This is a genomic window from Serinicoccus chungangensis (assembly GCF_006337125.1).
In the GTDB taxonomy this organism is placed as follows: Bacteria; Actinomycetota; Actinomycetes; order Actinomycetales; family Dermatophilaceae; genus Ornithinicoccus; species Ornithinicoccus chungangensis.
Genome location: NZ_CP040887.1, coordinates 1,290,161 through 1,311,186, shown reverse-complemented (window position 1 = coordinate 1,311,186; position 21,026 = coordinate 1,290,161). Strand labels below are relative to the sequence as shown.

The 21,026-nt window shown below is 67.6% G+C and carries 13 protein-coding genes; 8 read left to right on the top strand and 5 right to left on the bottom strand.

All coding sequences use genetic code 11. From position 1 onward, the window contains the following. Genes FHD63_RS05790 through FHD63_RS05765 form a run of 6 tightly spaced genes read left to right on the top strand, consistent with a single transcriptional unit; the run spans window position 1 to window position 13,262 of the window. Window positions 1–2,055 (top strand): DUF262 domain-containing protein, encoded by a 2,055-nt coding sequence (locus FHD63_RS05790; RefSeq protein ID WP_139720894.1) that lies wholly within the window; start codon window positions 1–3, stop codon window positions 2,053–2,055. Then, window positions 2,052–5,828 carry a BREX-2 system ATPase PglY family protein gene (locus tag FHD63_RS05785; RefSeq protein WP_139720892.1) on the top strand — a complete coding sequence of 1,259 codons (3,777 nt, stop codon included), beginning with the start codon at window positions 2,052–2,054 and terminating at the stop codon, window positions 5,826–5,828. Before FHD63_RS05790 ends, FHD63_RS05785 begins: the two co-directional genes overlap by 4 nt. Beyond that, entirely contained in the window at window positions 5,825–8,725 is a 2,901-nt protein-coding gene (gene pglZ / locus FHD63_RS05780; RefSeq protein WP_139720880.1) for a BREX-2 system phosphatase PglZ, read from the top strand. The genes FHD63_RS05785 and pglZ overlap by 4 nt, the downstream gene beginning before the upstream one ends. 23 nt (window positions 8,726–8,748) lie before the next feature. After that, complete coding sequence (locus FHD63_RS05775) at window positions 8,749–9,711, top strand: EcsC family protein (protein WP_139720878.1); 963 nt, start codon at window positions 8,749–8,751, stop codon at window positions 9,709–9,711. Window positions 9,712–9,747: 36 nt separating this feature from the next. Continuing rightward, on the top strand, window positions 9,748–11,106 hold the full coding sequence (gene brxD, locus FHD63_RS05770; RefSeq protein WP_139720876.1) for a BREX system ATP-binding protein BrxD: 1,359 nt from the start codon (window positions 9,748–9,750) through the stop codon (window positions 11,104–11,106). Continuing rightward, window positions 11,103–13,262 (top strand): DEAD/DEAH box helicase, encoded by a 2,160-nt coding sequence (locus FHD63_RS05765; RefSeq protein WP_202978418.1) that lies wholly within the window; start codon window positions 11,103–11,105, stop codon window positions 13,260–13,262. The genes brxD and FHD63_RS05765 overlap by 4 nt, the downstream gene beginning before the upstream one ends. On the opposite strand, the gene FHD63_RS05760 is transcribed toward FHD63_RS05765, so the two are convergent. Next, window positions 13,257–13,886 (bottom strand): HEPN domain-containing protein, encoded by a 630-nt coding sequence (locus FHD63_RS05760; RefSeq protein WP_139720874.1) that lies wholly within the window; start codon window positions 13,884–13,886, stop codon window positions 13,257–13,259. The two genes, FHD63_RS05765 and FHD63_RS05760, sit on opposite strands and share 6 nt — an antisense overlap. A 5-nt stretch (window positions 13,887–13,891) precedes the next feature. Next, a complete protein-coding gene (locus FHD63_RS05755) occupies window positions 13,892–15,148 on the bottom strand; it encodes a DUF262 domain-containing protein (RefSeq protein ID WP_139720872.1) in 1,257 nt (418 codons plus the stop codon). A gap of 197 nt (window positions 15,149–15,345) precedes the next feature. Here FHD63_RS05755 and FHD63_RS05750 point away from each other — a divergent pair, with 197 nt between their 5' ends. Together FHD63_RS05750 and FHD63_RS05745 are read left to right on the top strand one after the other, a co-directional pair. Beyond that, window positions 15,346–17,220 carry a DUF2075 domain-containing protein gene (locus FHD63_RS05750; protein ID WP_238705783.1) on the top strand — a complete coding sequence of 625 codons (1,875 nt, stop codon included), beginning with the start codon at window positions 15,346–15,348 and terminating at the stop codon, window positions 17,218–17,220. A gap of 99 nt (window positions 17,221–17,319) precedes the next feature. Continuing rightward, window positions 17,320–18,231, top strand: a complete 912-nt coding sequence (locus FHD63_RS05745) for an HNH endonuclease (RefSeq protein ID WP_139720870.1) — start codon at window positions 17,320–17,322, stop codon at window positions 18,229–18,231. 113 nt (window positions 18,232–18,344) lie between these two features. Here the strand turns inward: FHD63_RS05745 and ung are convergent, their stop codons facing one another. From ung to FHD63_RS05730, 3 genes are read right to left on the bottom strand one after another with little or no spacing between them, the layout of a single operon-like run. Next, the gene (gene ung, locus FHD63_RS05740; RefSeq protein WP_238705782.1) at window positions 18,345–19,166 is read right to left on the bottom strand and encodes a uracil-DNA glycosylase; all 822 of its coding nucleotides are present in this window, start codon (window positions 19,164–19,166) and stop codon (window positions 18,345–18,347) included. A 4-nt stretch (window positions 19,167–19,170) separates the two neighbouring features. Further along, window positions 19,171–19,683 (bottom strand): hypothetical protein, encoded by a 513-nt coding sequence (locus FHD63_RS05735; protein WP_139720867.1) that lies wholly within the window; start codon window positions 19,681–19,683, stop codon window positions 19,171–19,173. Continuing rightward, window positions 19,674–21,026, bottom strand: a complete 1,353-nt coding sequence (locus FHD63_RS05730; RefSeq protein WP_139720865.1) for a sigma factor-like helix-turn-helix DNA-binding protein — start codon at window positions 21,024–21,026, stop codon at window positions 19,674–19,676. Before FHD63_RS05730 ends, FHD63_RS05735 begins: the two co-directional genes overlap by 10 nt.

The window sequence follows — 21,026 nt, the reverse complement described above, 5'->3', positions numbered from 1 at the left end:
ATGGCGCAGGCACCAACATTCGATCAACCGCAGGCGATCCCCGTGGGAAAGCTCTTCTGCAACCATGGTGACAGGTACTCCATCCCTCTTTACCAGCGCAACTACACCTGGGGGGAGGAAGAGATCCACCGATTGATCCACGACGTACTCGACGAGGCAGAGCGGGACGACCAGAAGGCGTACTTCCTCGGCAACCTCGTCGTCGCTCCGCCCTCCGACCCGCGCGATCCGTTCGACGTCATCGACGGTCAGCAGCGTTTGACCACGCTGTACATCCTGTTGACAAGGCCGGAACTGCAGGGGCAGGTCGGCTCTCTCCAGCCGCTGGTCTACGAGGCCAGGGAGAAGGCCACCCGTGCGCTCCACGGCATTATCGATGCCGACCGTTCCGTGACCGAGGATCCAAATCGGGAAGACTCCGGGATCCTGCGGGCCGTTCACATCATCGACCAGTTCCTCCAGGACCCCAGGCAGGGTGCACGCTTCCTGTCGCACCGGGTGCTGGACTATCTGCTCCACAACGTGTTCGTCATCCGGATGCCGATCGATCGGTCCCTGGACCTCAATAAGTACTTCGAGATCATGAACACCCGGGGGGCACAGCTGAGCCCTGTCGACATCGTGAAGGCACGCCTCCTGCGCCAGTTGGCAGACCCGGCAGACCGCGCACTGCTCAACCATGTCTGGACGGCATGCTCGGACATGGAGCACTACGTCACCATGACGGCCACCCCGGGCGACGCTGCCTGGCGGACCGAGGTGTTCGGCAAGAACTGGGAGGACCTCCCCACCGCTGACTTCGCGGCGCTGCGGGCCTTGCTCGTCGACGGCCGCACGGACACGGGCGAGCCGGACGTGAGCACCCTTCTCCTGGCAGAGTCCACCGCGCTGACGTTTGACGATGCGGTGGCTGGGTACGCCCGTACCGCAGTGAGCGACGAGACGAGCCGCGAGAGCGGCGATGACCGCTTCACGTCACAGATCACCTTCCCAACACTGCTGCTTCACGTCCTCGCGATACGCAGACCGACGACCGACGAGACGGGGGACGACCGTCAGCTCGACGACAAGCTGCTCGTCAAGCGGTTCTCTGACCAGCTAGAGGACCTCGACCACGCGCGCCGACCGGATTGGGTGCGGGAGTTCACGACCGACCTGCTGCGCACCCGTCATCTCTTCGACACCTACATCCTCAAGCGAGACGCCACCCTCACCACCGGCCACGAGTCCACCACGGACGATGAACCGGGGAGTTGGTCCTTGTACAGGCTCTCGCGCGGAGAGAGCCAGGGAAAGCAGGCTCCGCGCTACCGACCTACGTTCGCCGCTGACGATTCCGCATCTGGCCCATGGACTCTGCAGCGCCAGATCCTGCTCCTTCAGTCGGCCCTACGGATCACCTACACCTCCCCGCGCACGATGCACTGGATCACCGACGTGCTCCGCTACGTCACCCTGCTCGCAGACCGCGGGGAGCGGGTCGATGCACAGGGGGTGCTCGACCGGATCGAGTCGTTCGCCCTATCCCGGCTGGAGGAGGGGCTGCGCCCCAGGGCAAGACCGGGTCACGAGCCCGAAACCAGTCCGGACGGCCTGCCACTCGGGTTCGCCCTCCCGCGCATCGTCTTCACCTATCTCGACTATCTACTGGTCCTGGACTGGGAAGCGTGGGACTTCACCTTCTCCTACCGCACCTCGTTGGAGCACTTCTCCCCCCAGGTGGAGGATTCCGAGCACCTCTCGGACGCCTTCCGCGTGCGTGATAAGCGTCTTCTCGACTGGCTGGGAAACCTCGCGCTCGTCACTGTCAGCGCGAACTCGCACTTCAGCAACTACCTGCCTCGCGAGAAGGCCAGGAATGAGTCTGCGCTCCGCCAGAGCATCAAGCTCAGGATCATGGCAGCTCGGGCCAAGGCTGGACGCTGGAACGACGAGGACATCAGTGCCCACCACGAGGACATGGTCGGGCTGCTTCGCGCTGCGTTGGCCAACCGCCCGACTATCCATGACGAGCACGACGCGTCCGTCGCACAAACAGGGAGGCACACCCAGTGACCACACTGCTCAAGGACGTCATCACCATCCCCGAACGGGCGGGCGACGAGGACTACGTCCTGCGTCTGACCGACAGCGTCGGGTCGGGGGCCAAGAGCGCCCTGCGGATGTACGTCGTCACCGACGAGATCGCCGAGGCCTTCGACCAGGCACTGGGGCTGGTGTCGGAGTCCATCTCCTCCGACGTGAGCCGCGGCGCCTTCCTCACCGGCTCCTTCGGCTCCGGAAAGAGCCACTTCATGGCTGTCCTGCACGCCCTGCTGCGGCAGGACCCGGGGGCACGCAGCAAGACCGAGCTGCACGGCGTGGTCGCGCGTCACGACCCCGCCCTGCGGGACAGGAAGGTGCTCCCGCTCGCGTTCCACCTGCTCGGTGCGGAGTCGCTGGAGCAGGCGGTCTTCTCCGGCTACATCCGGCAGGTCCAGGCCCTCCACCCCGACGCACCCCTGCCCGCGGTGCACGAGTCCGACGGGCTCATCGCCAACGCCGAGCAGATGCGCCGGCAGATCGGCGACGACAGCTTCTTCGCCGGCCTCAACGGCTCCGCCGGTGGCAGTGCGGACGACGCGGCCTGGGGTGCCGTGCTCGGGGCGGGCACGTGGACGCGGGAGAGCTATGACCAGGCGCGCGCGGCGACCCCGGACACCGAGCAGCGGCAGCGCCTCGTCACCGCCCTCGTGGAGCGCTTCTTCAGCGCCTACACGAGGCAGGCGACCTACCTGGACCTGGATACGGGCCTGGCCGCCATCTCCAGCCACGCCAAGGCTCTCGGCTACGACGCCGTCGTGCTCTTCCTCGACGAGCTGGTGCTATGGCTCGCCTTCTCGGTGCAGGACCCCGCCTTCTTCCGCCGGGAGAGCCAGAAGATCACCAAGCTCGTCGAGTCGGGCACAGGCCGACGAGCCGTGCCGATCGTCTCGTTCGTGGCCCGGCAGATGGATCTGCGGCGGTGGTTCGCCGACGCCGGCGCCAGCGGCGCCGAGCAGGAGATGCTCGAGCGGGCCTTCAACCACCAGAGCGGCCGCTTCTCGATCATTGAGCTCGGCGACGACAACCTTCCCTACGTGGCCAAGCAGCGGCTGCTCATGCCTAAGGGCGCTCAGTCCGAGCGGGTGCTCAGCGACGCCTTCGACCAGCTCGAGCGCCGCCCCGAGGTGTGGGACGTGCTTCTCGACGGGGTGAACACCGACGAGGCGCACCGGGGGGCCGACGAGGTGGCGTTCCGTCGGACCTACCCCTTCTCCCCCGCACTGGTCTCGACGCTGCGCAGCCTGGCCAGCGTCATGCAGCGCGAGCGCACCGCGCTGAAGGTCATGCAGCAGATGCTCGTGGACCGACGAGAGAGCCTGTCGGTCGACGACGTCATCCCCGTCGGCGACGCGTTCGACTACATCGTCAACGGGCAGCAACCCCTGGACACCCAGGCGGCCGCGCTCTTCCGCGCAGCCCGGACACTGTATGCGGAGAAGGTCCAGCCGCTGCTGATGTCCACACACGGGCTCACCCGCGACGACCTCGAACAGGCCGAGAGCGGCCGGAGCAGCCTCCCACCGGCATACCTCGCCGACGACCGCCTGGCCAAGACCTTGCTGCTGTCCGCGGTGGCCCCCAACGTCCCAGCCCTGAAGGGACTGACACCCTCGCGTCTGGCCTCGCTCAACCACGGGTCCATCCGCTCCCCCCTGCCCGGCAACGAACGGACCATCGTGCTGGGCAAGGTCAAGAGCTGGTCGGCGACCATCCCGGAGATCCACGTCGAGTCCGACCAGCGCGACCCCGTCATCCGCGTACAGCTGGAGGACGTCGACTACGAGTCGATCGTCGACCGCGCCAAGGGCGAGGACAACGCCGGCCGGCGTCGCGAGCTCGTCAAGTCGCTCGTGGCCGAGATGCTCGGCGTCGAGCTGGGCAACCCCGACGTCCTGGGCGCCCACACCACCCAGATCGTCTGGAGGGGGTCCCGGCGCGACGTCGACCTCGTCTTCGGCAACGTCCGCGACAGCTCCTGGCTCACCGACGACCACTTCGCCGCACGGCCCGGCACCTGGCGGATCGTCCTCGACCACCCCTTCGACGAGGAGGGTCACTCCAGCGCCGAGGACCTCTCGCGCCTCGACCGGCTCCTGAGCACCGGGCAGCCGCACCGCACCGTGGTCTGGCTCCCCCACTTCCTGTCCGCGGACCGGATGCGCGACCTGAGGCGGCTGGTGATCCTCGACTGGCTGCTGGAGGGCACCGGCGAGCGCTGGTCCAGCCACGCCGACCACCTCGGCGAGGTGGACCGGGCCACGGCCAAGCACATCCTCCAGGCGCAGCACAGCTCACTGCGGGAGAGCCTCACCCGCGCTCTGGAGCAGGCGTATGGCGTGCTCGCGCCCTCGGGAGGGGTGCTCACCGACGAGGCGCACCACGACCGCGTGCTCACGAGCCTGGACCGGTCGTTCGACCCGGGAAGCCCCCGGGGGACCAGCGTGCGCACCGCCTACCTCGACCTGGTGAACCGCGCCTACGCCGCCACCTACCCCGCCCACCCCGAGTTCGAGCCGGGTGACGTCGAGGTGCGCCCGGCGGACCTGAAGGCGGTCCACGCGCACCTGGTCCGCGCGATGGCCGACCCGCAGAAGCGGGTGCCGCTGCAGGGGGACGTCAAGGGTGTCCGCCGGGTCGCCAACGCGCTGGGCGTGGGCACCGCCGCCGAGACGCACTTCGTCTTCGGGGACGACCGGTTCACGCCCTGGGGTTCAGAGCTCGCCCGCGCGGCCGGCGCCGCCGGCATCGACGACGGACCCGTCACGGTGGCGCAGGTCCGCCGGTGGATCGACGCGCTGACGCCTGCCCGGGGCTTGCGCCCGGAGGTGAGCGACCTGGTCATCCTGGCCTGGGGTCTGCTGCGACAGCGGTCATGGTGGCACCGCGGAGCATCGATCCCCGCCCCCGACCCCGGCAGGCTGCTCCCCGAGATGGAGCTGCGGCTCCAGCCGATGCCCAGCCAGGCCGAATGGTCTGCGGCGACCAAGGGCGCCGCCGAGCTGCTGGGCGTGTCCGCCTCGCCGTTCCTCACCCCCCAGGCGGTGGCGACGCTCGCCGAGCTGGTGCACGCCGAGGCACGCAAGGTCACCGCCCCGGCCCAGCAGCTCGTCGGGGAGCTCGAGCGCGCCTACCACCGGCTCGGGCTGCCCGTCGACGCTGCCGAACGCACCGCTGACCGGCTGGCCACCGCGCGCCGCGCCGCCACGATCGCCGCCTCGCTGCAGCAGCTCCAGGGTGTGGAGCTGGTGAAGCGGCTCGGCGCCGAGGTCGAGGACGGGCGTGGGAACGCGCTCGGCACCAGCCTCAAGCAGGCGGGCGCTGTCGTCGCCGCCTTCGAGCGCTTCCGGTGGGAGCGGCTGGACCCGCTGAGGTCGGCCGAGACGGACGAGGACGCGCAGCGGGTGCTGAGCCGGCTCAAGACCGACCTCACCTCTGACGAGATCGTCGCCCGCGCCGCGGAGGCGCTGCAGCGTGCAGACAACGAGGCGTTCGAGTGGGCCCTCACGATCAAGCCCGTGCCGACGCCGCCGATCCAGCCGCCGGTCCCCGGACCGGGCGGTGACGACCCCGACGTCGTCCCACTTCCTCCTGGCCCTAATCCGGGACCGGTCCACGACCCGTCGCTCCACCGGGTGACTCGCACCCCGGGGGGTGACGGTGAGGACATCCTCACCGGCCTGCGGGAGTTCCTCCGTGCTCACGAGGGCAAGCAGGTCGAGGTCACGTGGAGGGTGGTCGAGTGACGTCCTCGCCTCGTGCGGAGCGTCAGCTCGCCGGTGCCATCAGCCTGCCGGTCGTGCGGGCCATGCTCGACGATGCCGCTGCCCACGACTACGGGCCGTCCCACCGGGACGCGGCCACGGTGCTCGGCATCTATGCCGACCCCTCGAGCATCGAGCACACGACGTTGGAGCACCGCGGTCTCCCGGTCGAGGTGGCGCCGTGCGTCTCCGCGCTGGCCGTGAGGCAGGCCCTGCTCGCGCAGCGGCCGGGGAGCTGGCTCGTCGTGGTGACCGACCGCCCGGAGGAGGACCTCGGTGTCGGCATCCTCGCCCATCTCGCGGGCCACAAGCTGCGCACGCCCGACCCGTGGGAGTCGGTCCGGCAGCAGTTCGCCGCCACCGGCCTCGAAGCCGCGCTCTACGTGCAGCCCGACAGCCGCACGCTCGCCAACGGTCTGCTGCTGGCCCGGCCTGAGGACGGCTGGCCCCCAGCGCCGGCCGGCACCCTGACCCGCGATCACGCACTGGGGTCGGTGGCACGAGCCTGGCTGGACGTGCCCCGTCGGGGTCTCGACGTGCTCGGGGTCCTGCGATGGACGGCGACCCCGGGCCTGACCGGCAGGATCGCGGATTTCCGGGCAGCGGCGGGCGACCGGGTCACGGACGCCACCCTGGCCTGGATCTGCTCGGCGGCCGGTGTGGCCGAGGCCCCGCTCCGCCAGCTGCTGAAGCAGGGCGAGATCAGGGACGCCGTGCCGCTGGGGGTCGTGCTGTCCCTCCTCGTGCCCAGCGCCCCCGACGGAGGGGCCGGTGGAACCACGGGCGACGACGACGCCGTGGTGACACAGCATGCCCGCGACCTGGGGCTGGCACGGCTCGCCCACCGCTGGCACGGCTCGCCCCCTTCCACCGCGGCGTTGCGGTCCCTCGGTGAGGCGGCCACCCAGGTCGTCAGCGACCTGGTGCACGACCGCTCGACCCGCGACGTGGCACGACAGCTGCTCAACAGGGCCGACGCCCTCCTTGCCGAGATCGACGCAGATGCGCTGGCCGAGCGCTCGGACGTGCTCCCCAGCGGCCTGACCGCGCGCCTGCTCACGGTCGCCGAGCGCCTCCGCTCGGCCACGCTGGGGCCCCCGGACCGTGCTGACGAGCCGGACGCCGTGTCCGGTCAGGTTGCGCGGCATACGCAGCAGATCGAGCTGGCGTGGGCGGCCGTCGGCCGTCATGTCCTGGGCGACCCCGAAGAGACCGGTCGCGGAGACGCGCGACTGGGGCCCGTGCAGGCAGCGGTGCGACTGTCCAGGTGGCTGGCGCTCCCGACCGAGCCGGCCGCCACGGACCTGGCCACGCTGGCGCTGCGCCAGGGTGTCACCGACGCGTGGGTGGACGCCGCGGCCAACGACGCGCACGAGGGGGTGTCGGACGCACGGTTGGCTGAGGGCCTCACCGCCGTCCTGGCGCTGGTGCAGGCCGTCCGCGACGTCCACGACCGTGCCTTCGGCTCCGCGCTGGCACGCGCCGTCGAGGACGACGCCGGCAGCCTCGATGGCTATCTCGCGCCCCCTGGTGGCACCGACCGGGTCTGGCTGCTGGAGCACCTGCTGCGCGGAGCCGTCGTCCCGGTCGCCAAGGCGACACCGACGCTGCTTCTGGTGCTCGACGGGATGAGCACCGCCGTCGCGACCGAGGTCGTCTCGGACGTCCTCGGGCGGGGCGAGGGCTGGCAGGAGGCACTCCTGCCCGAGGCGCACGCGCGTGCCACCGGCCTCTCCGTCCTGCCGTCGCTCACCGAGGTGAGCCGCGCGTCCCTGCTCTGCGGGGAGCTGACCACCGGCGGGCAGGACCGCGAGCAGTCCGGGTATGCAGCCCTCGTGTCGGCACTCGGTCTGAGGAGCCCCAAGATCTTCCACAAGAAGCCCTTGGACTCGTCGCAGCCGGGATTCGCGGTCGCTGACGATGTCGCGCTCGCGATCTCCGACACGTCCCAGCAGCTGGTGACCTGCGTCCTCAACACGATCGACGACGCGCTCGACCGTAGCGACCCCGCCGGCACCGTGTGGACCGCTGACGCCGTCAAGCACCTGCGACCGCTGCTGGAGCGCGCCTTCGCCGCAGGGCGCACCGTCATCCTGACCGCCGACCACGGTCACGTGGTCGAGCGCCGGATGGGAACCCAGCGCAGCGCACCGGACATCTCAAGCGGCCGGTCTCGTGCCGCCGACCCCCCTCCCGGCCCCGACGAGGTGCTGGTCTCCGGGACACGGGTGCTCAAGCACGGGGGTCGGGCGGTGCTGCCGGTGTCCGAACGGTTGCGCTACGGGCCCCTGAAGGCGGGATACCACGGCGGCGCCACCCCGGCCGAGGTCGTCGTGCCGGTCGTCGTCCTGGTGCCCGGGCCGCAGGTGCCGGATGGAAGCGATCTGCGGCTCGCCCGGCAGCAGACACCGCGCTGGTGGTCGGTCGCTCCGGTCGAGGCCACCACGGTGGAGGTGGATGCGCCGTCCGCGCACCGCCGCCGAGCACCACGTGGACGGCCGACGGCCGCACCGCAGGAAGATGCGCTGTTCGACACCTCGACCGTCGCCTCGACTCCCCCGCCGGCGGCGAAGGAGATCGGACTGGGTGAAGCCATCCTCCGGTCGGAGGTGTTCGAGCAGCAGAAGTCCGTCGCCGGACGGCTCTCACTTGACGACGCACAGGTGCAGGCGGCACTCGAGGCGCTGGCCGCCGCCCCCGGCACCCGGCTCGGCGGAACGCAGCTCGCTGGCGTCCTGGGTCTGTCCCCCGCCCTCGTGCGAGGTGCCACCGCACAGCTCGCCAAGCTGCTCAACGTCGAGAGCTACCCCGTGATCCGCACCGAGGGCGCGACGGTCATCCTCGACGTGCCGCTGCTGCGAGAGCAGTTCATCGGGTGATTCCGGTGTTCTACTCTCTTGGCATGCACAGCGCACCGGCGCAGGGGCCGGGAATGTCGTCGTACGAACAACAGGCCTGGGCCGATCTTCAGGAGCACTGGCGTAAGAAGGCCGAGCGCCGGGCGCTGCCCCCGGCGGTGAGGCAAGCCACTGGCGCAGCCAGCCACAAGATCGGAGACACCGCGTCAAGCGCGCGCAACTTCGTGAGCAGCAAGACCCCCACCGCGTTGAAGAATGCTGGCGACGCTGCTGTCGACCTCACCCTCGAACCCACGGTCAAGGCGGTGGTGGGCTTGCTGGATTGGGTCACCGAGACCGTCCAGCAATTCAGCGAGCCCGAGTCCGTTCTGGCCTTTCACCGGGACAAGGGTCGGCCCGTGTCGACGCTCACCGACCTGCAAGCGCTCGATCTGGAGGCCCTGGACTCGTTCACGAAGGGGTCGGTGTGGAAGTGGCGGTCCACCGGTCTCGTCGAGGGAGGAGCCATTGGCGCTCTGACCTTCATCCCGGTGGGAGGCTCGATCGCCGCGATCGGTCTGGATCTTGTGGTGATGCACGCGTTGACGACTGCTGTCGCCACGCAGGCCGCGTACGCCTACGGGATCGATCCCACCACCGACGCCGGACAAGAGCACGTGAATCGCATGCTCCGCAAGGCATGGGCCGCCCAGGCGCCGAAGGCTGGCACTGTGAAGAGCGCGAAGAACGCCTTTGTCATGGGACGGGGCCGGGTGAACTGGAGCCAGAGATTCCGCAGCGATCACCGTATCGCCGCGGCTGTGGAGAAGTTGCTGAAGCAGGTCAACCCGGGGCAGCACGTCCCGATCCAGAAGGTCGTGACGAAGATGCCTTACGTGGGTGCGGTGACCTCCGCCGGAGTGAACAGCACCGTGCTTGCATCGATGGCCAAGAACTCGATCCACTACAGCCGGACGATGTACCTGGCCAGGAAGCACGGGCTTGCGCTGCCTGCCAGCCTGACCTGACACGACTCCACGCCCGTCCCACCTACACTCCGGTTCATGTCTACCGTCGTCAGCCATCGTCGTCGTAAAGAGGTGATCGATGCGCTCCGACGCGGCACGGTGCCGGGACAGGGACTGGACATCCTGGCCGTCGGTCTGGACCGGTTTGACGCAGCACTGTCCGGTGAGCTGGACACGGTCGCCGGCGGCGGCTCGGTGTTCAAGGCCGTGCGCGGCGAGTATGGAGCCGGCAAGACGTTCTTCACCCGCCACCTGGCCGAGACGGCGCTTCGTCGGGGGTTCGCCACGGCGGAGGTCCAGGTCTCTGAGACCGAGACACCACTGCACAAGCTCGAGACGGTCTACCGCCGGGTGACCGAGTCGCTGCGGACGGCGTCAGTGGCGCCGAGCGCCTTCCGCTCCGAGCTCGACTCCTGGCTCTTCACGCTCGAGTCCGACGCCGTAATGGCCCACCCCCAACTTGCCGAGGCGGGGCCGGACCGAGTCGCCGAGGCGGTCGACACCTTGCTGGACCAGCGTCTGGCAGCCGTGTCCTCGCGCACCCCCACCTTCGCCATGGCGCTGCGTGCCTACCGCCAGGCGGTCAGCGACAGCGACGCAGCGACGGCTGATGCTCTGGCCGCCTGGCTCGGCGGGCAGCCGCATGTTGCCGCGGCGGCCAAGCGTGCCGCAGGCGTCCGCGGTGACCTGGACCACTTCGGCGCGATGGCCTTTCTTCAGGGGCTGCTTCTCGTCCTCCGCGACGCCGGGCACCCGGGCCTCCTCCTGGTGCTCGACGAGGTCGAGACCCTGCAGCGGATGCGCAGCGACGTGCGCGACAAGGCGCTCAACGCCATACGCCAGCTCGTCGACGAGATCGACTCCGGCCGCTTCCCCGGCCTCTACCTGGTGATCACCGGCACGCCCGCGTTCTTCGAGGGTCCTTCGGGGGTTCCCCGACTTCCCCCGCTTGCCCAACGGTTGGCGACCGACTTCGCCACCGACGCCCGCTTCGACAACCCGCGGGCCGTCCAGGTGCGCCTCGGCGGCTTCGACGAGCACTCTCTGGTCGAGGTCGGGTCGAAGGTGCGAGACCTCTACGCCGGAGGGACCGAGCAGTCTGACCGCATCCTGCGGGAGGTGGACGACGCCTACGTCGCCGAGCTCTCCCGGGCGGTCACCGGCAGCCTGGGCGGCAAGGTGGGCATCGCACCACGGGTCTTCCTCAAGAAGCTCGTCGGCGAGGTCCTCGACCGGGTGGACCAGTTCCCCGACTTCGACCCGCGGCAGGACTACGCCCTCACGCTGCGGCAGGACGAGCTCAGCGATGTCGAACGGCGGGCAGCATCAGGTGGCTCCGCTCCCCGACGGGCGGCTCCCGCCTCATCGGCGGACGAGGTCGAGCTGGATCTGTGAGCACACCACCGCAGGAGGGTTTCGCACAGCTGGACCCCGTGGTCCAGCACCACGTGGTCAACACGCTGGGGTGGTCCTCCCTGCGACCGCTGCAGGAGCAGTCGGTCGCCCCCGTCCTCGCCGGTGACGACGCCCTGCTGCTGGCGCCCACCGCCGGCGGCAAGACCGAGGCCGCTCTCTTCCCGGTGCTCAGCCGGATGCGGGCCGAGCAGTGGCAGGGGCTGTCCGTCCTCTACGTCTGCCCCCTCAAGGCGCTGCTGAACAACCTGGAGCCGCGGGTCTCGGGGTATGCCGGGTGGCTGGGCAGGCACGCCCAGGTGCGGCACGGCGACACCCCGCAGTCGGTGCGAAAGCGTCAGGTGCGCGAGCGCCCGGACATCCTCCTGACCACCCCCGAGTCGCTGGAGTCGATGCTGGTCTCGCGGCTCGTGGACCCCAAGCAGGTCTTCGCCGACGTCCGGACTGTGGTGATCGACGAGGTCCATGCTTTCGCCGGCGACGACCGGGGCTGGCACCTCCTGGCGGTGCTCGAACGACTCACCGCGCTGACGGGGCGACCGCTGCAGCGGATCGGGTTGTCCGCCACCGTCGGCAACGCCGGGCAGTTGCTGTCCTGGCTGCAGGGCAGCAGCCGGGCGGTCGAGGTCCCCGCCACCGTCGTGGCACCGGACGCAGGCGCGGGTGTCACGCCGGAGATCCAGCTGGACTACGTCGGCACGCTCGACAACGCCGCCACCGTGATCGACGCCCTGCACCACGGCGAGAAGCGGCTGGTCTTCGCCGACTCGCGACGCACGGTGGAGACGCTCGCGGAGGGGCTGCGCGAACGGCATACCGAGACCTTCGTCTCCCACTCCTCGCTGTCGGTGGACGAGCGGCGGCGCGCCGAGCGGGCGTTCGCCGAGGCCCGGGACTGCGTCATCGTCTCCACCTCGACCCTCGAGCTCGGCATCGACGTCGGCGACCTCGACCGCGTGCTGCAGGTCGGCGCACCGATGACCGTGGCGTCGCTGCTGCAGAGGCTGGGGCGGACCGGACGACGCTCCGGGACGTCACGCAACATGCTCTTCCTCGAGGCCGACGACGGCGACCTGCTCCGGGCAGCGGGTCTGCTCCTGCTCTGGTCGGAGGGGTATGTCGAACCCGTCACCGCTCCCCCGGCGCCGCGGCACATCCTGGCCCAGCAGCTCCTCGGGATCACGCTGCAGCACCGGCAGGTCGGCTCCGGCTCCTGGGTGAGTGAGCTGGGCGCGCTCGGCCTGGGCTCCCTCGAGGACGCGGAGGCCATCGAAGCCTGGCTCCTGGAGAGCGGCCACCTCGACCGGGACGGCGACATGATCTTCGTGGGGCCGGAGGCGGAGCGGCGGTATGGGGTGGTGCACTACCGCGATCTCATGGCGGTGTTCACCGCTGACCCGGAGGTGCAGGTCTTCCAGGGCCGTGAGCAGGTCGGCTCGGTGGACCCGATGCTCCTGCTGCGCAAGGTCACCGGACCGCGGCTGCTGACCCTGGCCGGCCGCCCGTGGGAGGTCACCTACATCGACTGGAAACGTCGCAAGGCGTACGTGGAGCCGGCGAAGAAGGGTGAGGCACCCCGGTGGCAGAGCATGCCGCAGGCACAGTCGTGGGCCTTGGCCGATGCGATCCGGCGGGTGCTGCTCGGCGCTGATCCCGCCGGCGTCCGCCTGACCAGGCGTGCGGTCGACCGACTCGCCCAGCTGCGCGAGGAGCTGGATGACCGGGCGTGGGAGGACGGGACGGTCCTGACGGAGGACGGTGCGCGGATGCGGTGGTGGACCTGGGCGGGGGCCCGGGCCAACGCCGTGCTCGTCGGCGCGCTCGGCCGAGTCGCGCCGGACATCCTGGGCGACTCGATCGTCTACGACAACTGGCAGATCGGACTCAGGAACGATGCCAGCGTCGAGTGGCTCCGGACTGCGCTCGAGGTCGCCCAGACCTATCTCGGCCGGGACCTCGCCCGCGCACTGCCCCTCGTCGACGAACGTGCCATCAAGCAGCTGAAGTTTTCCGAGATGCTGCCGCCGGAGATGGCCGCGGCGACGCTGGGAGAGCGAGCGGCGGACCGACCATCCGCTTCGCACATAGCACGCACTCCGGTGCGATCTATCAGGACCTACAGGAATATTAAGTCATAAGGTCGAATTTAACCGACGGAGTTCACCCCCCAGACGTCGAAGCCCCACAACTGGTTCAACCAAGAGTGAGCGTTCGGACTTTGGGGTTGGTGCCGTTCGAACCCCGAGGCCACCGTGAGCCACTTCGCCTCGGGCGCTTGCCAGTGCATCCATTGCGTCCAGCCATTTGTGTTCCTTGTTGAACCAAGACATATCCACCCCGATGGGCAGGAACAACTTCAACAAGTCCTTCTGGGAGACGCCATTATTTCGCTCGATCAGCGACGAGTGAGCATTCAACGCCGACACAATACGATCCTTCGGCATCTTCCTTCCTACTTGCCGCATCACCCTCTGCGCAGAAACGTGCCGCGGTGGATACCCGTTCTGCTGCGACTGATCGAAGTGCAGTAGCACCTGATGCGCTACCAAGACTGGCAAGCCTCTTGCATTGGCCTTCGCCAGGCCTTGATTCATCCGCTCCGCCCATTGCTCTACCAACCTCTCCAGTTCAGCGTGGGCCAGGAGTCGAAAGGCATGCATCGCATCTTCCTCCGCAGGCGTATAGACAGGCTTATTTAAGTTCGGCATGAAGTGTTTTGAGAGCAGGGAGAGCCGACGCACGGTTGGCGCTAAGTCGTACATGACAGTCAGAGGTGGATCTTCTTGTCCGACCCAAGCGCCGGCACGGCAATATCGACCGACAAAATTTTCCGCAACTGTTCGCCCCATTCCGCTAGACGGATAGCAGTAGCGGTCGTTGTCTTGGTGGTTGAGGAAACTGAAGCCTGAAAATTCGACGAGGAGTTGCTAAGACTCTCATACGCCGATTTCACGGAGGCCTTCGCCTGCAGGGCGCTCGCGCGCAGCTCTGGCTGAGCGAAATAATAGGTCATTATGTCAAAGATGGCTCGGTTAAATCGGCTCTCGTAGTGACCATCAGCGTATCTGCGAAAAGCGTCACCTTCGAATATCGTGTAGGTTGCGTCAATTGCATCATTACATTCTTGTGACTCCGCAAAGAGCACATCTCTAGTCTCATCCCAAGCCTCGTTGTACGTCCTGCACGTTTCATCCAGAAAGACTTTCAGATTGCCAGCGTAGTCTTCCAGCCGCGTACGGAAGGATAGGTGGCGGACAAGGAGTTCGACGTCGCGCATTCGAAAATCCGGCTTTTCCTTCACTCCCAGGACTCGGTGGAGTTGATCACTGGCCGCGGCGAAGCTGTCGGCGAACGACGTGAATGGGCCAGGGTTTAATGCTTGCCGCAACTCTTGAGGAGACAGGGGCAACGTTTGGTGATTGAGTCGGTGGAAAACTAGATGCAGGAAATCATTACTTTTCCACTGTTTGATTACCACGGTTCGGATGGTCCGGTTTCGAATACGCTTTGCATACCTCGCCAGCGCCGGATCCTGAAGAATTTCCTCCCTGGTCAAGCCGTTCAACTGATGCAGCACCGTAAGATGACCGAGACGCAAAGGCTTTTCTTCACTGAAGAACGAATTGATGGCCAACAACCGCTGCTTGCCATCGATCACGACGTAGCGTTCCTCACCACTCGATCGATCCTCTTCGTACGCGAAGATGAGTTGAGGTATTGGTAAACCAAGAATCAGTGACTCAATGAACTTACTCTTTCGTTGATCCGTCCAAGCGTTCCGCCTTTGAAACTCCGGGTCAAGCTCGAAGGTGCCCTGCTGCAGCTGCAAGAGCACGGTCTCCACCGTCCAGTCGCTGGGCGCGAGAGTTACATCACTAAGGTCATCCGAAAATGACAGGTCATCTTCAGACTCTTTGCCCGACGGTTCGGACTCGAGCCCTGCGGCGCCGCCGAGTTCAGGGTCATCGTCATCTGCGTCAGCGAAAAGGCTGTCTGGCGGCTGAAACAGGGCGTCGTCGATCATGCGGGCATCGTACTGGTAGGACAATCCAACGAGCAGAACTTGGGCAAGGAGGGGCCAGCAATGTCAGGTGGGGGCACGGCTGGTCGATGCGTGAGCCGCGTCGCTTAGGCTGGGCACGTCATACGCGGCCCGACGGGCTTCCTCTCCGGACACGCCCCCACCCGCACGAGTTTCGTGCTGCCTGGGGAGTCCTGCCGGTGTTCCTGCTCCGATCGTCCGCGCAGGGACTGACCGTCGGCGAGGCGCAGCTGTCCCAGCACATCGCGGAGCAGATGGCCAGCACCACCGGTCGGTCGGCCTCACCTTCCGAACGGCGCTCGTGGGAGCGCAGTCTCCCCCGCCTGCGCGCCGACCTACTCGACGCCGGGCTGGGGGACGTCGAGATGCTCGTCGAGTACCAGCTGCCGCTCACCAGCAAGCGCGCGGACGTGGTGCTCGCGGGGCAGCATCCCCAGACCGGGCGCGCGTCATACCTCGTGGTCGAGCTCAAGCAGTGGAGCGAGGCAGAGCGCTTCGAGGACAGCGACGTGCTCGTGCGAATCGACGGCTACGGCAATCACCCGGTGCTGCACCCGCTGGAGCAGGTGCGCGGCTACTGCGACTACCTCACCGACTTCGTCGTCACGCTGGCCGAGGACGAGCACGAGCTCGCCGGCACGGCATACCTGCACAACGCGACCAACCTGGGCATCGCGGACCTGCGGGACATGGCCGTCCCCGACCCCACGACGCCGGCACGCATGTTCAGCGGCCAGGACCGAACCGAGTTCGTCGACTTCCTCCAGAGCCGTTTCGCACCGGGGGTGCCGGGCGCCAGGTATGCCGACGGGCTCCTAGGCAGCCGCATCGCACCCTCCAAGCAACTGCTGGCCCTCGCCGCCGACGAGGTGCAGCGGCGCGAGCAGTTCGTCCTGCTCGACGAGCAGCGTGACGCCTACGAGCTGGTGCTACACGCGGTCGAGAAGGCGCGGCGGGGCACCACGAAGACGGCGATCGTCGTCAGCGGCGGGCCGGGGAGCGGCAAGAGCGTCATCGCTCTGTCGATCATGGGCGAGCTGTCCCGGCAGGGGCGTGCCGTCATGCACGCGACCGGCTCGCAGTCGTTCACCAAGACCTTGCGCAAGGTGGCCGCGGCGCGGGCGCCGCGCGTGCGCAAGATGTTCAGCTACTTCAACAGCTTCATTGCGGCCGAGCCCAACGAGCTCGAGTGCCTCATCCTCGACGAGGCGCATCGGATCCGGGAGACGTCGGAGTCGCGCTACACCCGCAAGGAGCACCGGACCGGCCGGCCGCAGCTCGACGAGCTGCTCAGCGCCGCGCGGGTGCCGGTCTTCCTGCTGGACCAGAACCAGGTCGTGCGGCCCGGGGAGATGGGGACGGTCCAGGCAATCACCGAGTATGCCGAGTCGCTGGGCATGGACGTGCACGAGATCGACCTCGACGACCAGTTCCGCTGCGGCGGGTCAGCGCTGTATGTCGAGTGGGTCGAGCGGCTGCTCGGGCTGGCGCCCGGCGGGCCCATCCGGTGGGGCGGTGATCCTGCGCTCGAGGTGGGCGTCGTGGACTCCCCCGACGAGCTCGAGCACGTGCTGGCGCTGCGGCAGGAGGACGCCTACTCGGCGCGGATGGCGGCCGGCTACTGCTGGCCGTGGTCGGACCCCGATCCGGACGGGACGCTTGTGCAGGACGTGCGGATCGGCGACTGGTCGCGGCCGTGGAACCTCAAGGGCGACCGTTCGGTGGGCGGCGCGCCGGCGGCGGCGCTGTGGGCGACGGACCCTGCGGGCTTCGGGCAGGTGGGGTGCATCTACACCGCGCAGGGCTTCGAGTACGACCACGCGGGGATCATCATCGGGCCCGACCTCGTATGGCGCGACGGCCGGTGGCGCTCGGTGCGCGAGGGCAACCGCGACCCGGCGCTGCGCAACCGCACGAAGGTGTCGGACCGCGACTTCGACCGGCTCGTGCGCAACGTCTACAAGGTGCTGCTGACGCGAGGGATGCGCAGCGTCTGGATCTACTCCACGGACACGCAGACAAGGGACTTCCTCCGGAGACTCGTCCGGGGGTAACGGGCGGCTGGACCGCCCTTGACCACAACCACATACCGACGGATCGACAGGCTTCCGCTGATGGAGACGCCTCCCCCGTGATGAACACGAGGCGAAGCCATGGCCAGCTGGGTCATAACCATCGCGAAGGAGTACCGGCAGCATTGGGACTATGCGCGGCGTGACGGCTTGTGGGACATGCCCAAGAACTTCCGCATCCGCGAAGGAGACCTCGTCTACTTCCGCGTCTCCGGCGGGCCGCTGATTGGCCAAGGCATGGCAACCTCCGATGCTCGGCCGCTCACCAGCCGCGACACTGTGCCGTGGGACGACGGGCGCGACCCGTACACGACCCGTTTCAGGTTCGAGCTGATGTCCGATGCTCCGTTGGAGACCCCGAAGTGGGGCGCGGTCGGCTCGCGTCTGACGAAGAACCCACCGTTGCAGGGCCCCCGGTCGTGGAGCAACCCTCATGATGAGGCTGTGCTCGCGTCCTACTTCTCGAGTAGCGTCGCAGAACGGGTCATGGAGCAACTCCTCGACGACAACGCGACGCCGGGTGTTGTTGCAGGACTCGATCTGCACGTTCTGAGCGACGATCAACGCGACCTGGTCAAGCAGCTTATTGCCATCAGACAAGGACAGACGGCCTTTCGGAACGCGCTCCTAGAGGTATACGCCGGGTGCGCCGTGACCGGGACCCGGTTCGCACCTGCGCTCGACGCCGCACACATCTACCCATACAAGGGCGTGCAGTCCAACGAGGTGCGCAACGGACTGATCCTCCGAAAGGACATCCATCGCCTCTTTGACCTCGACCTCCTAGCGTTGGAGGACGACGGCACGATCAGGGTGGCTCCCGAGGTGTCAGAGCCCATCTACAAGGAGCTCGATGGGACGGCGGCCCGCTTTCCGGAGGATAGGCAGAGCCGTCCCGATCCGGCAGTGCTCCAGGCACACCGCAGGAAATGCTCGTGGCTGCCGGAGCCGCCGACAACGCCCACTGTTGACGACGATCCCGTGCTGTTCTGAGCCAGATGGGCGGCGACAAAGGGCAGGTCCGCTCGAGGTCACTCGCCGCCGAACGAGATTGGGAGTCAATGAGCACATCGAACAGCCTGGCGATGGCAGTGCTTCCAAACACCTCAGCGTGGCGTCGAACCGCGATCTGATCGCTGGACCTCACTCGTGGACTCGGTGAGTCCCCAGTTGATTTGGCGCTCCCGACCCAAGGCGACGTTGGCTTCCGTAAAGGGTCGACTCTTCAGAAAGCCGCGCCAGGCCGAAAGCGGCGAGGGGTGCGACGAGGTGATCACTGTATGACGTCCCGGGTGATCGATCAGCCTGGCCTTCTTCTTCGCATCGTTGCCCCACAAGAGGAAAACGACTCGGTCGGTCCTTGCGTTGACGGCTCTTATGACGGCGTCGGTGAATGTCGTCCAGCCCTGCCGCGTGCCCGCTGCCCTCCATCGTCGATGGCTTAGCCGGTCCGTCCGATCCCCTGCCCGCACCGTGAGCACGGTGTTAAGAAGCAGGACGCCCTGCTCCGCCCAGCCGGAGAGGTCGCCGGTCTGAGGTGCGGCCACGGGCGTGCCAGCGGCGGACAGATCATCCTGAAGGACCCGGAAGATGTTCACGAGTGAGGGCGGAGGTGTGATGCCCATAGGGACGGAGAAGGCGAGTCCATGCGCCTGCCCTTCGTTCGGATAGGGGTCCTGTCCGAGGATGACAACTCGCACCTCGGCGAGGGGCGTCAGCTCGAAGGCACGAAAGGTCTGGCATCGCGGCGGGTAAACGTTGTGATGCGACCGCTCGGTGGCCAGGAACTCCAACAGCAGGGGCCAGAAGGTGGAGCTGAGCTGCTCCTGCAGCGCTTCGTGCCAGCCGCGGCCCAGCGCGGGGGGCGAGAGTCGGGCAGGGTCGATATGGGCACCTGCGGCCTGGGCTTGCGCGGACTCGTCCTCCACGTGCTCAGTCTCCCTCTGAAAGGCCAGGGACGCGCTGGTGGTGGACCACCGCCGACACGGCATCGAACGTCAGCCGGAGGAAGTCGCCTTCTTCGGCCCCGTCGTGGAGCGCCAGAGCGCGGATGCTCCCGAAGTATGGCCCCATGTGGCTCGTCCGCGACCAGCCGACCACGACCGACCCCGTCGTGCTGCGCCCAACGTCTCGAGCGATGAAGTGCAGCGAACGACCAGGCTGGAGGCCCAAGAGCCCCGCAATCGCCTCGGGCACGGATCGCCCGCTGCCTCGGAGCACATCATGGTCGACTTTGACGTCGTAAGAGAACCTGTCCTCTTCGAGCAACTCAAGCCCCGCAACACCGATCGGGTTCGCATCCACCTCGTACTGCTCACTGCGTGCGCGTGCGCGGATGTTCCCGTCCTGCACAACGAATGCGGGTGCTGCCGTATACGCGTTGAGCGTTCCCGGCCGGACCTCGTAGACCTTCTCCAGATGGGCCGCGAGGTCAGTCACAGGCACCGACCCGCCTCGGTCAGCAATGACCTTGAGCATGAGCTCGGCGGCACTCGTGTACTCGGGGAGACCCCAGCTGCGCAGTCCCATATCCGTGCGGTTGACGGTTGAACCCGTCGGTCTTCATACAATCGCTGCCGCAAGGAACGCACGCTGCCCGATCCCGTGCGCTCTGTAAGCTCGTCAGCCGTCATTGGTTCGCCCACGACGGCCAGGATGGCCACCGACTGGTCGACATAGCTGCGCGACCACCGCACCCAGGTATCGTCAATCTGCTTCAGGCCGATGGCACGCAGGGCATGGCCGACGTGATTGTTGAGCACACCAAGCTTCGCCAGCCGACGCCGAGCGTCGTCGTCATCGAGCACCTCGCCTTCTGGCTGACGGTAGACAAGTTCGTCCATCAGCGGAAGGACGAAACCGCGCTGATGAACGCACTCCTCTTCATCGTCAGCTTCCAGACCAGCCAGAAGAAGGAGGAGTCGGTCAGTTTCCAGCCAAGGGTCGAGGTCAGCGGTGTCCGCCAGTGGAGCCCACGCACCGACCGCCGCGGCGAGTCGATGGGCAGCCCATCGCACGGGTCGCCAGTCGTCGTGGGCCACACGCTCCTCGAGAGAGACTCGCAGCCGCCGCTCAAGCTGCCGGATGCCCTCCCGCGTGACGCCGTGCAGCTGGCCGACGTCATCGAGCGTCCGGTCCGCCCACACGATGCGGTGCGTCACGATGTCGCGCCCACGCGGGGTCAACGACTCAAGCCAGGTGGTCAGCACGTGGTGGTGATGCATGGGGATGACCTCCAGGTCAAAGGCCCGCACTGCCTCCCACCCCGCCCGCACGTCCGCCGGCAAAGACTCAGTTGTCGAGACGGCATCGACCAGGTCTCCGAGCGTAGCGCCGCGGCCCGCAAAGAGGGACCACTGGGCGAGCAAGTGGAGGTGCGGCTCGATCGGCTTGACCGGGTTGCCTTGATCCCTGAGACGCTGCAGCGCCGTCTGCAGTTCGGTGTCGGCTGCGGCATCGTCCCGTACGGTCTGTGCCGCCCCTGTGGCATAGCCAAGGGAGGGCAGCGCTTCCTCGAACGCCCTCAGCAGACCGAGGGCCTCGTCGACGGCGACTTTCCCGACGTGACGAAGATCGCCGAGCTCTTCCTCCGAGACTTCAGCCAAGTCCTGACACGTCTGAATCCTGCCCTTGACCAGCATGGTCCTTACCCGAGTGGAGAGCTCCGTGCCGATGACCGCCGCAATGATCTCGACCGGTTGGTCGATCAGCTCGCGCAGGACAGGGAAGCGGTCACCGAGAGGTCGCGCCTCCAGGCGTACTCCATGGTCTTGCCTGACCTCCGGCAT